This is a genomic window from Streptomyces sp. NBC_00252, from assembly GCF_036187565.1.
Classification (GTDB): domain Bacteria; phylum Actinomycetota; class Actinomycetes; order Streptomycetales; family Streptomycetaceae; genus Streptomyces.
Genome location: NZ_CP108087.1, coordinates 8,498,903 through 8,512,651 on the forward strand (window position 1 = coordinate 8,498,903; position 13,749 = coordinate 8,512,651).

Sequence of the window (13,749 nt, forward strand, 5' to 3'; positions counted from 1 at the left end):
CAGCGGGCGGCGCACCCTGATTCCTCAGTCCGACACCACGGACGTGTTGAGACCCTTGTCGTAGTGGTTGTGCGCGACACGGACGCCCGTGCTGCCGTGGAAGACGAACAGCGGTGAGGTGTACGGCGGTTGGTCCGCCGCGGCCAGGCGGCGGACGGTGTTGCCGGTGAAGGTGAAGCCGCCCACGCTCTTGGCGTCGACCACCGTCACGTCACTGATGTCGAAGGAGTTGTGCTCGACCTTGATGTCGTGGTGCACCGGATGCGCCGGGTCGACGACCTGGTTGGTGGGCTCCACGAAGATCACCGGGCCGGTGGGGCGCGTGAAGGAGTTGTCGCGGATCGTGAGGTCGGCGACCGGGCCGGACTCGTACCACTGGTAGGCGTCGGCGGAGACGTAGACGCTCGCCATGGACATCGCGTCGAAGCGGTTCCCGGCGATCAGGACCGGCTTGCGGGTGGTGACCAGGATGCCGCGCGTCGGCACATTGCGGAACGTGTTGCCCGTGACGACGACCGACGGGGTGGCCGTGATGTTCTCGACCACCGTGCCGCCGACCTCGACCCCGGCGGGGACCGGCCGGTCGAAGGTGACGTTCATCGTGGTCAGCGGCTTGTCGTGGTCCATCCCGCTCGGCCCGTCGACCGCGGTGACCTTCGCGTGCGCGGGCGTCAGCGGGACCATCGTGCGCTTGGTCGTGAACTCGACCTCGTCACCGGGCGCGAACTGCGGGAACCCCGCCGTCTGCGGGTGCTCGTAGGCGAGGGTGAGGGTGTTCGGCCCGGGCTGCCCGACGACCTCCAGGTACGTGCCGTGGATGTTGATCGGGTCGTCGTGCGGGCCGTCGAAGAGGCTCCGGGTGATCGAGACCCTGCCCTTGACGCCGGACATCTGCACGAAGTCGGCGAACGACGCGGTCGACCGGCCGGACGTCGGATCGGGGGCGAAGTTCACCTTGTCGATGGAGATGTTCTCGCTGAACTGGCCCACCACACCGAAGGATTGGAGGTAGTACGCGTTCATCGAGCGCATGGTGACGTTCTTGGACTGCCAGATGAAGGCGCCCGGTTCGGTCCGCTCGATCAGCCGCATCTGGTAGACGAGCCCGGCGTCCGTGGGCTGGGACGCGGTGCTGTAGTCGATGCGGATCCGGCGGTTCCCGAGGTCGGTGACCGAGGAGACGTCGTTGAACAGCGGGTTGTCGCCCCGCCAGGTCCGCTGCGCCTCGGGGTCGTGGATCTGCGTGTACTGGAGGCCGTCCGTGCCCGACCAGTACGGCTGCCCGGTGGCCGGGCTCTTCTCGCCGAGCCAGGTGATGTGCGTGCCGTTCACCTCGTACGGGCTGCCGGCCGGGATCTTCAGGACGCGATAGGCGTGCCCGTCCTGGACGCCGGCGGTGGCGACGGTCGCGTCGATGACCTCGGGGGCCGCGTAGTCGAAGGAGAAGTTCTGGAACGTCACGTCCGTCGAGCGGATCGACGCGAACGCCGTCTGGAGACCGTGGTAGACGAGCTTCGCCCCGCCGCCGTCGATCGTGACGTCGTGCATGTCCTCGACGAGCAGCCCGATCTTCTTGTCCCGGTAACGCTGGTCCGCGCCAACGGTGTTGGAGACATACAGCTCACGCGTCTCGGCCCGCTCGGGGTAGAGCTGGTAGGTGCCCTTCGAGAACTCGATCCGCACCGCCCGCCCGTGATCGACGCTCTTCGCGTGCCGCAGCGCCGCGACGACGGCGGGCGTCGAGTCGGTCCGGCCGGTGGGGTCGGCGCCGTACGCGTCCACGTCGACCACCGCCACCGGCGCCGCTCGCTGCGCCGAGGCGACGGGAGCGCCGCCGGCCACGAGCAGCGCGAGCGCCACCCCGACAAAGACGAACCGAGACATAGCCCCTCCGGAGCATTCGTGATGCATGACCAGGAGTCGCGAAACACCCGATGAATGTGCGGAGTTGTCAGCGATTTTGCGGCCGGAACTCCGACTGGAGTGTCCTTAGATCCGACCTCTAGGTCAATGGTCCGGACAAGCCCGGGTCGCTCGGGTCGCTCGGGTCGCGACCTCCGCCCGCCTCACGCCTTCGGTGTCGCCGTGCTCGCGCGGATCACCAGCTCGGGGTCGAAGAGGAGTTCCCCGACGGGGACGTCCCGGTTGCCGACCAGGGCGAGGACGCTGCGGCCCGCCTCCGAGGCCAGGCGGTCGGCGGGCTGGCGGACCGTGGTGAGCGGGGGGTCGACGAAGTCCATGATCATCGAGCCGTCGTAACCGACCACCGACACATCACCCGGCACGTCGTACCCCTGCCGGCGCGCACCCCGGATCGCGCCCAGTGCCATGTAGTCGCTGGCGGCGACGATCGCGGTGGCGCCCCGGGCGAGCAGCGAGATCGCGGCGGACTGGCCGCCCTCGACGGTGTACGACTGCCGGACCACCCACTGCTCCGGGTCCGCCACCCCGCGCTTGCCCAGCGAGGCGACGAACCCGCTGACGCGGAGGTCGGCCGGGCGGTTGCCGACCGGGCCCGACGCCATGCCGATCCGGCGGTGGCCGAGCCGGTACAGGTGGTCGACGGCGAGTTCGGCGGCGAGCAGGTCGTCCGTGGAGAAGACCGGCGCCTCGCTCACCCCCTCGAACCGGCCGTTGATCCCGACGAACGGAATCCGGCGCGACCGCAGCAGTTCGTACGCCGAAGGGTCCGCGCCCTCAAGGGTGTTGCTGGCCGAGAGGAACACGACGGCCGCCACGCCCCGGTCGGCGAGCGAGGTCACGAAGTCCAACTCCTGCACCCCGCCCGGGAAGCACGGGCACAGCACCGTCTTCAGACCGTGCGGGGCGAGCACCGACTCGATCCGCTCGGCGACGTCGGCGAAGAACGGGTTGGAGACCAACTCGGTGACGACCGCGACCAGTTGACCCCGGGTCTGCCGCTCGTAGCCGAGGTCGGTCATCGCCTGCTCGACCGCCTCGCGGGTCCTGCGGGACACGCCCTGGCGCCGGTTGATGACCCGGCTGACCGTGGCCTCGCTCACCATCGCACGCTCCGCGACCTCGGTGATGCCGACCCTCATCCGCGTCCCTCCACCCCTACTTGCAACAACTGGACGAAAACTTTCAGTCCGACCTCCCGCGCAACATAGCAGCGGAACTGCGTGTCTTCCATGTTTCTTGCGCATGACCATTGAATCGCCACTTCGGCCCCTGCTAGCTTTCCGGCCACCACGCGGCCCCACCCCGCAGTGATCGAAGACCGGGAGAACCGATGAAGCCCTCACGGCTCATGCTGCTCACCGCCGTTGCCCTGCTCGCCCCGCTGGCTCCCGCCCTGTCGGCCACCGCGTCCGCCGCCCCTCGCCCCCAACTCGCCATCCCGGACCCGGGGTTCGAGAACGGCGGCACAGGCTGGACCTTCACCTCGGGCGCAGGCGTCGGCACCGGCAACAGACACGGCGGCGAGCGCTTCCTCTACCTGGACGGCGGCGCCGGCAAGAGCGCCGAACTGACCGTCGTCGCGCCCAGGAACGGGAGTTACGACTTCTCCGCGTGGATCGGCAGCGCCGGCACCGGCGGCACGTACACGATCCGGCGCAACGGCGCGACCGTGCAGACGATCACCCTGCCCCAGCACCCCGGCTACGCCCGCTACACCATCAGCGGCGTGCGGTTGAGGACCGGCGACCGGCTCCAGATCGCATTCGGCTCCGGCACCTCCTGGGTCAACGCCGACGACCTGATGATCTCGCCCGCCGCACCCGCCGACCCGAAGGTCAACTCGTCCGACCCCGAGGTCGTCGCGATGTTCGGCTGGGCGCAGAAGAAGGCCAACAGCTGGGTCCAACTCCCGGGCACCGTAGGCCCGGTGAACGTCGACGAGTACCAGACCGGCGGCACCGGCACCGCGTCGTACGAGCCCACCTACTGGGCCGGCTACGCCAACCGCAGCGCCTACTACTCCCGTGACATGACCCACCAGCTCGCGGGCGCCCACCTGATCGGCCTCGACGCCGAGAACGAGACGATGCTCCGCTCGTACGCCGCGTCGGCCACCGCCGAGCACAGGTACTTCCCGGTGTGGTCCCTCAACTTCGACGCCAAGACCTACCTGAGCATCGACTACAAGAGCCCGGACAACTTCGTCCGCGAGGTGCCGGCCACCTTCGAACTCGTCGAGAAGGCGGCGCAGGCCTACCTGTGGACCGGGGACCGCCGCTACGTCGACGACCCGGTGCTGTGGGCCTTCTACCGGCATGCCACCGAGCAGTTCATCGACCTGCACAACTCCGCCAAGGACAACGGCAGGGTGAAGGTCGCCGAGGGCACCGGCCAGGGCATCTTCCAGGGCGCCGCCAGCTACAACGAACAGGACGGCGACGGACTCGCCGAGGCCGGGGACGGCATCGCCGCCGAGTACCAGGCGTACCTGGCGATGGCCGTCCTCGCGCACGGCAAGGGCGACACCGCGCTGGCCAGGACGTACGACAAGCGCGCCGCAGATCTCAAGACGTACTTCAACGACGACTGGAGCGGCACCGGCAGCGGCGCCGACATGGTCCGCGCGTACACCACCTCCGGCACCCCGGTCACCGGCTGGGGCAAGGAGAACAGCGTCTTCATGCCGATGAAGCAGATCATCGACCCCGGCCCGCGCAACGACGCCTACCTCGACTACATCCAGGCCCAGGAGCTGGGCCCGGACGGCTCGCCCAACATCGAGTCCACCACCTACCTCCCCGACATGTTCTTCAAGAACAACCGCCCCGACACCGCCTGGCAGTGGATGCGGAAGATCTACGGCGAGCGGGACACCCAGCACGTCAACTCCAGTCAGGGGCCGAACGGCGACTACCCCGAGGTGTCGTTCACCTTGGTCAGCCAGACCGTGCAGGGCCTGATGGGCATCACACCGGACGCGCCGGACCACAAGGTGACCACCCAGTCGCAGCTGCCCTCCGGGATGAAGTGGCTCCAGGCGGCGGACGTCCCCATCGGCACCGGCACGGTCACCGTCCGCCACGACGGCGCGACGAAGACCACGCTGACCAACAACTCCCGCAAGGGTTCGTACAGTTGGGAGGCCCGCTTCCCGGGCGTCCACAAGAACATCAAGGTCGACGGCGTCCGCCAGCGCGTGCGCACCAAGTCCGTCCACGGCGTGACCTACACGTACGCGACGCCGACGGTGCGGGCCGGGGCGACGGCGGTGGTGCAGGTGACCGGCTGAGGCGACGCCGGCCTAGCGAGGGCGTCGTAGCGCCACGGCGAGATCGTCGAGGTGGCGCGCGACCGGGCCCAGGGTGAGCAGACCGCTGCCCGCCCCGGCCAACTCGGCTGCGGCGGGAGCCAGTTCGGCGTGGGCGCGCTTCATCGTCTCCCGGTCGTCCAGGGCCAGTGCGGCGCGCGCGGTCAGACACCACAGCGCCTCGAAGAGGAGATCGCGGGGCGGCTCGGGGAGTGCGTCGAGTGCGGTCCTCGCGTCGGCGGGGCGGTCCTGGGCGAGCAGCACCAGCGGTCGGGCCCATGGTTCGTACGGTCCCCAGTCGAGGTGCTCGTCGGTCTGGGCGGGTCGGCCGTGTCGCAGGCGCAGGCACAGCAGGGCCAGCGGAAGCAGCCCGTGTTCGAGTCCGGGCATGCCGGCTCCGTCCAGGCGAAGTGCCGCCTGCTGGTAGGCGGTTGCCTCCTCGGCCGGGTGGGGGTCGCCGGTCGCGGAGAGTCGTAGGACCCGGTACCAGTCGGTGAACACGCCGACCAGTGGCAGCTCGTGACGCCCCGCCAGACGGTCGGCTGCCGCCGCGTGTTCGTCGGCCCGGGTGAAGTCGGCGAGGGCGCTGCGGGACTGGAGCCGGACGAGATGGCCGAGGACTTCGTAGGTGACCATGCCGTGCCGGGCGGACAGGGCGACCAACTCGGCGCCGATCTCGTCGCGTTGAGGAGCGAGGCCCGCGCGGTGGAAGGTCTGCATGAAGGTGCCGTTGAGGGCGAAGGCGAGCAGCGCGGGGTCGTTCAGCCGGCGGGCGATGTCCTCTGCTTGGCGGGCGGCCTGGGGTCCGCGTGCGGAGCGGGTGCCGCGTGACTCCAGGGCGATGGTCGCCAACAGGCGGGCCCGCGCGGCGAGATGGGCGTCCTGGGGGAGTGCTGCCAGGGTGAGTTCGGCCGCTTTCACGGTGTCCGCAGCCTGCTGCGGGTCGTCGACGCGGGTCCAGATCGCGGGGACGTCGTAGGCGCCGATGACGCGGGCGGTGAGTTCCGGGTCGCCGAGTTCCTGCGCCGCCGTGATGGCGGCGAGGCGGTGCCCGCGGGCCGCTTCCAGGCCGCCGCCTCCGGTGACCGCGAGATCGCGGAGCAGACCGACCGTCGACTCCAGGCGGGCGCGGGCGCCGGACGCGACGGTGCGGTCGTAGGCGGCGGTTGCCTGTGTCCACACGCGTTCGGCGGGGTCGGACGGTGGGACCTGATCCCTGCGGCCATCCGGCCCGGGGTCCAGATGGGCCGCCTGGTCGAGGATGTCCGCCTCCAGGCGGCGCAGTGCCGGGCCCGGGTCCGCGCCGAGCTGTTCCACGAGGAGGGTGCGCGCCCGGCGCAGTACCGCGAGCGCGTCGCCCTGGCGGCCGGTGCGGTAGAGGGCCAAGGCCAGGAGCCGCCAGGCGTCCTCACGCCAGGGGTGTTCCGCCACGTGGGCGTCGAGGTCGGGTACCGCCATCGCGGCCCGGCCCAGGGCGAGTTGGACCTCGGCCCGGCGCTCGACGGCGTGGAGCCGGAGCTCGGCGAGGCGGGAGCGTTCCGCGCGGGCCCAGGGCGCCGCGGCGAAGTCGGCGTAGGCCGGTCCGCGCCACCAACTCAGCGCCTCCTCAAGCCGGTTGAGCGCGTCCAGGTCCGGCAGGGTGCGAGCCGCGTTCACCGCCCGCTCGAAGCGCCAGGCGTCCACGGCCTCCGGCTCGGCGCGCAGCGCGTACCCCGGGCCCTCGGTGACCAGCAGCCTGGCCGGAGTGCGTGGCGGACGCTCCGGTTCCAGGGCCCGGCGCAGCGCGGCCACGAAGGTGCGCACCGCGCCCACCGCGTCGGCGGGCGGCTCGCCCTGGTCCGCCCACAGATCCGCGACCAGGCGCCCGACCGGGACGACCCGGCGCCGGGCGACCAGCAGCCGGGCCAGCACCGCACGGTGCCGGGGGCCCTTCAGGGCGATCGCGTCCCCGGCACCGTCCCAGGCCGCGACCGGCCCCAGCACCCCGAACGCGACGTCCATCGCCGACCACCTTTCCGGGGCATCGCCCCAGGTCACGGTAGCGCGCTCACCCACTGCTCATTCGCGCCCGGCAGGCTCTGGGCATCGAGACCGGCGTCGGTTTCGACATCGGCTTCGACATCTCCACGAAGGAAGGGCGCCCCATGTCACCAGTCATCCCCGGCTTCACCTACCACCGCGTGCCCGTCGCGGACGGCGTGTCCCTGAACGCCGCCGTGTCCGGTTCCGGCAGCCCGATCGTGCTGCTGCACGGCTTCCCGCAGACCCACCTCATGTGGCGCCATGTCGCCACCGACCTCGCGGCCGACCACACCGTGATCTGCCCCGACCTGCGCGGCTACGGCGCGAGCGACAAGCCCGCCGAGACCGACGGCTCCGGTTACGCCAAGCGCACCATGGCCGCCGACATCGTCGCCCTCGCCCGCGCCCTGGGCCACGACCGATTCGCGCTCGCCGGGCACGACCGCGGTGCCCTGGTCGCCTTCCGCGCCGGACTCGACCATCCCGACACGATCACCCACCTGGCCTGCCTCGACGTACTGCCCACCCTGGACATGTGGGACGCGCTGCACGGCGTCACCGCCGCCGTCGGCTTCCACCTCTACCTGATGGCCCAACCCCCGGGCCTGCCCGAGGAGTTGATCGCCACCGCGCCCGACGCGTTCTTCGGCCACTTTCTCGACATCTGGACCAACGACCCGCAGGCGATCCCCGCCGGGATCCGCACCGCCTACCTCGACGCCTGCCGCGCCGCGGTCCCTTCGATCGTGGCCGACTACCGCGCCTCTGCCGGCATCGACGTCACCCACGACCGCGCCGCCCGCGACAGCGGCGACCGGCTGCGGATGCCGGTCGCCGTCCTCCAGCAGGACTGGGGCGCCGCCCTCGGCTTCGACGCGGCCGCCCTGTGGCGCGCCTGGGCACCCGACCTGCGGCACGACACCGTCAGCTGCGGCCACTTCATGGCGGAGGAGGCCCCGGCGGTCGTGGCGAAGACACTGCGGGACCTCGTCGCCGGCCACTGAGCGCGTGCGCCTCAGGCGGTGCCCGCGGTCACCGTGAAGTCGACGTCCTCGCCGACCGCCGACACCCCGTTGAAGGCGGCGCTCGCGTGCAGTCTGTTCGCGCCCCTCGGCAGCGGGGTGTTCGGCGTGCAGGACCAGGCGCCGTCGACGTGCGCCACACCCGCGCACACCCTGTGCTCGGCGGCGTCCAGGACCGTCACCCGGGCACCCGGATACGAGGTCCCGGCGAGCCGCCCCGCGCCGGACACGAAGGTGCCGCCCGCCGGTTCGGTCAGCGTCGGGCCGGGCATGCCGACGGTCACCGTGCAGCCGCCGGACGCGCGACGCCTGCCCCCGGCGTCGGTCAGCAGGACGGTGCAACCAGGCAGTCGCGTCCCCGGCACCGCCCGCGCGTCCACGGCGAGCGCGAACGGGTAGCCGCTGTCCCGCCACGAACCGACCCCCGAGTCGCGCACGTAGGTGTACGTCCCGCTCGCCCCGTCCGTGGCCACCGAGCCCTGGAACCCCGCGGCGTCGGCGAGCGGCATACCCGTGACTCGGGCCCCGGCGGGCGCCGTCAGCCGCAGCGAGGACCCGGCCGGCAGGGCGGCACCCCTGTACCCGCTGATCTCCACCAGCCCGGACCGCCCCGGCACGATGGTCGCCGCGCCGCCCAGCACCCGTACGGAGACGTCCCCGAAGTCGGAGCCGAAGCCGGAGGGGAGCGGCCCGGCGGAGGCGACGGCGGGCGGGAGCAGTGCCGTACCGGCGACGAGTACGGCGGCCAGGAGACCCAGCCGCTGCCGGAAGGGTCTCGGCGACGGGGCTCCGGGGCGGGGAGAGGACGTGTCGTCGGTCGTGGGCGGCGAGGGCTCGTGGGGAAACGTGCGGTCGGTCATGGGGAGTCTCCGGGATCGTGTCGTCCGGGGGCAGGCCGGCTGCTCCCACCCCACACGCCCGACCGCCCCCGGGGAAAGGCGAGATGGGCGAACGGGTGAACGCCGGTCGGGCGACAGGGACGGCCGGACGAGTGCAATCGGCGCGGAAATCCCTCTCCCGGCTGCGGGACGCGCTCACCTGCGGACCCGTTCGGGAAACGTGACCTCGTGAACCCGAGCCGCCGTACCGCCACCCGCCGCCTTGCCCCTCTCCTCGTCCCCCTTCTCGCCCTGTGCCTCGGCGCGGGCGCCCCGCCGACCGCCCCGCGCACCGCGATCACCGTCACGGAGACCGCGTCGCAGCCCACCTACCAGCCCGGTGGCCGACTGAGGTTCACCGTGGTCGTGGCCAACGCCGGGCCCGCCCGTGCCACCGGACTGCGGATCACGGCCGCGCCGCCACCCGAACTGCACACGCCCGCACCGGAGTTCACCCGCACCTGCACGCCGGCCGGCCGGGGCACGATCTGCGGAACCGCACCCGGAACCGCCGCGATCGCCCCGCACGGCACGCTGACCTACACCCTCACCGGCACCGTGCCCGCATCCGTCAGCGGCGAACTCACCGCCTCCGTCGACGTACGCGTCCCCGCGACCGCCCCCGACGCCCACTGCAAGCCGGTCTGCCGCGCGAGCGTCACCGTCGGCGGCCCGCGCGTCCACATCCGTACGACCGCCGCCACCGAGCCGGGCGGGACCGTCGCCCTCACCACGACCCTGGACAACATGGGCTCCGGCGACGCCCGCAGCTTCCGGTTCACGGACGACCTGAGGGACATGCTGGACGACGCGGTCTTCGTCGCCGGGTCGCTCAACTCCGGCCCGCCCGAAGCGGGTTTGGGTGCGTACGACGCCCGTGCGAGAACGGTGACCTGGACGGGCGCGGTCCCGGTCGGTCAGGCCGTCACGGTCACCTACCGCGTCCGCCCGCCGGACCGACCGCACGGCAACGGCGTCCTGACGCACCGCGTCACCGCCCCCGGCACGAACTGCGCCCCGGACTCCTCGGACCCGGCCTGCACGACGACGACCTCCTAGAAAAGCGGGCGAACATGCGTGCGCACGGCCCTCCGCCCGCCTACGCTCAGGCCGTGCTGCGCATCATCGACGTCCGAACCGGCGAGCCCGTCGAAGCCGCCCCCGCCCGCCGTGGCCTGACCAGGGTCCAGGCGCACGCGTCCGGCCTCGACGCCACGGCACTACGCGTCCTCCTCGTCTCCGATCTCCTCGTCCGCGCCCTCGAACTCGGCGGCACCCCCGTCTGGTCCCTGCTCACCGGCGACCGCCAACAGGCCGAACTCCGCGCCGCCGCGGGTGCGTTGGGCATCCGCCCCTTCGAGGACGGCACCGACCTCGGCTCCGGCCTCGGCGAGGCCCAGGTCCTCCATGTCATGGCCGGGGGTGCGGAGACGGGCGGGGGAGGCCCGGTCTCCGAAGCGACGGGGGGAGGCCTGGTCTCCGAGATGACGGGGGGAGCCCAGGCCTCCGAGGCGACGGGGGGAGCCCAGGCCTCCGAGGCGACGGAGGGAGCCCAGGCCTCCGAGGCGACGGGGGAAAGCCCGGCCTCCGAGACGACCGGGAGAGCCGTGGTCGCCGTAGCCCCGGTCGAATCGCCCGCGGCGGCCGCCCCCGACCTCTCCGACCCGGGTGCGCTCCGGCTCGCTCTGCTCTCGCAGCCCCGGGACCTGCCGGTACGGCTCGACGCGGAGGCGCTGGACGAGGCGCGGCGGACGCTCGCGCAGTGGCGTGGTGCGGTCGCCGACTGGGCGCGGCGGCCCTCGCGGCCGGTGCCCGACGAGGTGCGGGTGGAGCTGCGGACCGCCTGGGAGGACGACCTGAACGTGCCCGAGGTACTGCGGGTGCTGCACCGGGTGGAGACCTGGCCGGACCTGCCGGACGGCGCCCGCTTCGAGACGTACGCCTACGCCGACCGGCTGCTCGGGCTCGAACTCACCCGCGACATCGGGTCGTTGGCGTGAACGCCCGGGCCGGGTCGCGTCCGCTGCGGCGGCTGGTCGTGCTGCGGCACGCCAAGTCGGCCTGGCCCGAGGGGGTTCCAGATCATCTGCGGCCGCTCGCCCCGCGCGGGCGGCGGGACGCCCCGGCCGCCGGTGTCGCCCTCGCCGAGACCGACTCGCTGCCGGATCTCGCGCTGTGCTCCACGGCCGTACGGGCGCGCCAGACCTGGGAGTTGGCGTCCGCCGAGTGGGGGACGCCGCCGCCGGTGCGGTTCGAGCCGGGGCTGTACGCGGCCGACGTGGCCGAGTTGCTCGACGCCGTGCATCAAGTGCCGCCCGAGGTCGAGACGTTGCTGCTGATCGGGCACAACCCCGGGCTTGAGGAGCTGGTCCTCGAACTCGCCGGTGACAGTCTCGACGACGCGCTCGACGAGGTCCGGGTGAAGTTCCCGACCTCGGCGATCGCGGTCCTGGCCTGGCACGGCAGTACATGGCGCGAACTCGCCCCGGGCAGCGCCCTGTTGACGGGGCTGACCGTGCCGAGGGGCAGGAAGAAGTAGGGACGCCACCCGTGTCCGGTGAGCTGGTTCAGGGGCGCGGGGTCCGGGACCAACTGGCCAGCAGCTGAAGGCGTTCCGCGGACGGGGAGCCCGGTTCGGCGGTGGAGACGCCGAGGATCTGCTCGGGATCGTCGGTGGGGGCGAACGCCTCATAGGCCAGGACGAGGTCGCCGACGACCGGGTGGTGAAAGTGCTTCGTGCCATGGGTGCGCTGGAACACGTCGTGGTCGGCCCACCAGTGGCGGAAGTCCGCGTCCTGGACGGAGAGTTCACCGACCAGCTCGGCCAGCGCGGGGTCGTGCGGGTGCCGCCCCGCGTACAGGCGGAGTGAGGCGACGATCCCTCGCGCGGCGCCCTCCCAATCGGCGTACAGGGAGCGGAAGTCGTCGTCGAGGAAGACCAGTCGGGCCATGTTGCGGTCGCGGGCGGGCAGCGCCTCGAAGTCCGTGTACAGGGCGCGGGCCAGGTCATTGGCGGCCAGGACGTCCATGCGGCGGCCGTAGACGAGGGCGGGGACCTCGGTGAGGCTGTCGAGCAGCAGGCGCAGACCGGGGCGGACGCGCTGCGGGGGCAGCGGGCGGGGCCGGGTGCGGGACGGTCTGGCGATGCGGAACAGGTGGGCGCGCTCCAGGTCGGTCAGGCGCAGGGCGCGGGCGATCGCGTCCAGGACGGACGCGGAGACGTTCAGGTGGCGTCCGCGCTCCAGGCGGACGTAGTAGTCGACGCTGACGCCGGCCAGCTGGGCGACCTCCTCGCGCCGCAGCCCCGGAACGCGGCGGGTGCCGGGCAGGGGGGCCAGGCCCGCCTCCTCGGGGGTGATCTTCGCGCGGCGCGAGCGGAGAAAGTCCCGCAGCTCGCTGTTGGGTTCCTGGGCCATTCCTCCACGGTAGACCGGCTGACCTGGGAAGGGGCCGAGCCAGAGGGGGTCTGTCGGACCCCCGGTCGGAGCGGGTCTCCCACCCCGGCCGTGAGCGGTGTTCGGCTGGGTGGAGGCACAGTACGCACGCACTTGGAGGTCCGTGATGAAACGCAGGATTCTCGGCGGCACCGGCATGTCGGTGAGCGAGTACGCCCTCGGCACGATGATGTTCGGCGCGATGGGCAACACCGACCACGACGAGTCGGTCCGCATGATCCACACGGCGCTGGACGCCGGGATCAACCTCGTCGACACCGCCGACGTGTACTCCGGCGGCGAGTCCGAGGTGATCGTGGGCAAGGCGCTGAAGGGCCGCCGCGACGACGTCGTCCTGGCCACCAAGTTCGGGCTGGCGATGGGCGAGGACCCCAACCGCCGTGGCGGATCGGCGCGTTGGATCCGCCACGCGCTGGAGGACAGCCTGCGCCGCCTGGACACCGACCACGTCGACCTCTACCAGCTGCACCGCCCGGACCCGTACACCGACATCGACGAGACCCTCGCCGTCCTGTCGGACCTGGTGCGGGCCGGGAAGGTGCGGGCGATCGGCGGTTCGTTCTTCTCGCCCGAGGAGATCGTGGAGGCCCAGTGGACGGCCGAGCGCCGGGGCCATCACCGGTTCCGCACCGAGCAGCCGCCGTACTCGATCCTCACGCGTGGGGTGGAGAGCCGGGTGCTGCCCACCGCACAGCGGTACGGCATGGGCGTGCTGACCTTCGGTCCGCTCAACTCCGGCTGGCTGTCGGGGCGTTCGGATCCGACCGGCGGTCATCGCAGTGCCGGCGCGGGGGCGAAGATGTTCGATCTCGGCCTGCCCGGTGTGCAGGCGAAGGCCGACGCCGTGCGCGCGCTGACCGATGTGGCCGCCGAGGCCGGTCTGCCGCTGCCGCATCTGGCCACCGCGTTCGTCCGGGCCCACCCGGCGGTCACCGCGGTGCTCATCGGCCCGCGCCGCCCCGAGCAGCTGACCGATCTCCTCGCCGCGGCCGACGTGGAACTCGGCGACGACGTCCTCGACCGCATCGACGAGATCGTCCCGCCCGGCGTCGACGTGAACCCCGGCGACTTCTACATCGACCCCACCCCGCCGATCACCGACAAACGCCTGCGCCGCCGCTAGCCCGCCGCTGTCGACGGTC

At 72.2% G+C, this 13,749-nt stretch carries 11 protein-coding genes; 6 read left to right on the plus strand and 5 right to left on the minus strand.

The window, feature by feature from the left end; translation table 11 throughout:
* Nucleotides 1–24 precede the first annotated feature (24 nt).
* Nucleotides 25–1,884, minus strand: coding sequence for an alpha-1,3-galactosidase-related protein (locus tag OHT77_RS37695; RefSeq protein ID WP_328832832.1), 1,860 nt, complete (start codon nucleotides 1,882–1,884; stop codon nucleotides 25–27).
* A 182-nt stretch (nucleotides 1,885–2,066) separates the two neighbouring features.
* Nucleotides 2,067–3,062, minus strand: coding sequence for a LacI family DNA-binding transcriptional regulator (locus tag OHT77_RS37700; RefSeq protein ID WP_328832833.1), 996 nt, complete (start codon nucleotides 3,060–3,062; stop codon nucleotides 2,067–2,069).
* Nucleotides 3,063–3,253: 191 nt separating this feature from the next.
* Here OHT77_RS37700 and OHT77_RS37705 point away from each other — a divergent pair, with 191 nt between their 5' ends.
* Nucleotides 3,254–5,212, plus strand: coding sequence for a hypothetical protein (locus tag OHT77_RS37705; RefSeq protein WP_328832834.1), 1,959 nt, complete (start codon nucleotides 3,254–3,256; stop codon nucleotides 5,210–5,212).
* 12 nt (nucleotides 5,213–5,224) lie between these two features.
* Here OHT77_RS37705 and OHT77_RS37710 read toward each other — a convergent pair whose 3' ends face one another.
* A complete protein-coding gene (locus OHT77_RS37710; RefSeq protein WP_328832835.1) occupies nucleotides 5,225–7,231 on the minus strand; it encodes an AfsR/SARP family transcriptional regulator in 2,007 nt (668 codons plus the stop codon).
* A gap of 143 nt (nucleotides 7,232–7,374) precedes the next feature.
* On the opposite strand from OHT77_RS37710, the gene OHT77_RS37715 reads away from it, so the two are divergent.
* Nucleotides 7,375–8,256 (plus strand): alpha/beta fold hydrolase, encoded by an 882-nt coding sequence (locus OHT77_RS37715; protein ID WP_328832836.1) that lies wholly within the window; start codon nucleotides 7,375–7,377, stop codon nucleotides 8,254–8,256.
* 11 nt (nucleotides 8,257–8,267) lie between these two features.
* Here OHT77_RS37715 and OHT77_RS37720 read toward each other — a convergent pair whose 3' ends face one another.
* On the minus strand, nucleotides 8,268–9,134 hold the full coding sequence (locus tag OHT77_RS37720; RefSeq protein WP_328832837.1) for a carboxypeptidase regulatory-like domain-containing protein: 867 nt from the start codon (nucleotides 9,132–9,134) through the stop codon (nucleotides 8,268–8,270).
* Between the two features lie 207 nt (nucleotides 9,135–9,341).
* Between OHT77_RS37720 and OHT77_RS37725 the strand changes: the two genes are divergently transcribed.
* Genes OHT77_RS37725 through OHT77_RS37735 form a run of 3 tightly spaced genes read left to right on the plus strand, consistent with a single transcriptional unit; the run spans nucleotide 9,342 to nucleotide 11,691 of the window.
* Entirely contained in the window at nucleotides 9,342–10,211 is an 870-nt protein-coding gene (locus OHT77_RS37725) for a DUF7927 domain-containing protein (protein WP_328832838.1), read from the plus strand.
* 53 nt (nucleotides 10,212–10,264) lie between these two features.
* Nucleotides 10,265–11,152, plus strand: a complete 888-nt coding sequence (locus OHT77_RS37730; RefSeq protein WP_328832839.1) for a hypothetical protein — start codon at nucleotides 10,265–10,267, stop codon at nucleotides 11,150–11,152.
* Nucleotides 11,149–11,691 (plus strand): SixA phosphatase family protein, encoded by a 543-nt coding sequence (locus tag OHT77_RS37735; RefSeq protein WP_328832840.1) that lies wholly within the window; start codon nucleotides 11,149–11,151, stop codon nucleotides 11,689–11,691. The genes OHT77_RS37730 and OHT77_RS37735 overlap by 4 nt, the downstream gene beginning before the upstream one ends.
* A 28-nt stretch (nucleotides 11,692–11,719) precedes the next feature.
* Here OHT77_RS37735 and OHT77_RS37740 read toward each other — a convergent pair whose 3' ends face one another.
* Complete coding sequence (locus OHT77_RS37740) at nucleotides 11,720–12,568, minus strand: helix-turn-helix domain-containing protein (protein ID WP_328832841.1); 849 nt, start codon at nucleotides 12,566–12,568, stop codon at nucleotides 11,720–11,722.
* Between the two features lie 145 nt (nucleotides 12,569–12,713).
* On the opposite strand from OHT77_RS37740, the gene OHT77_RS37745 reads away from it, so the two are divergent.
* Nucleotides 12,714–13,730: an aldo/keto reductase gene (locus OHT77_RS37745; RefSeq protein ID WP_328832842.1), complete on the plus strand. Its 1,017-nt coding sequence runs from the start codon at nucleotides 12,714–12,716 to the stop codon at nucleotides 13,728–13,730.
* Nucleotides 13,731–13,749: the final 19 nt, after the last annotated feature.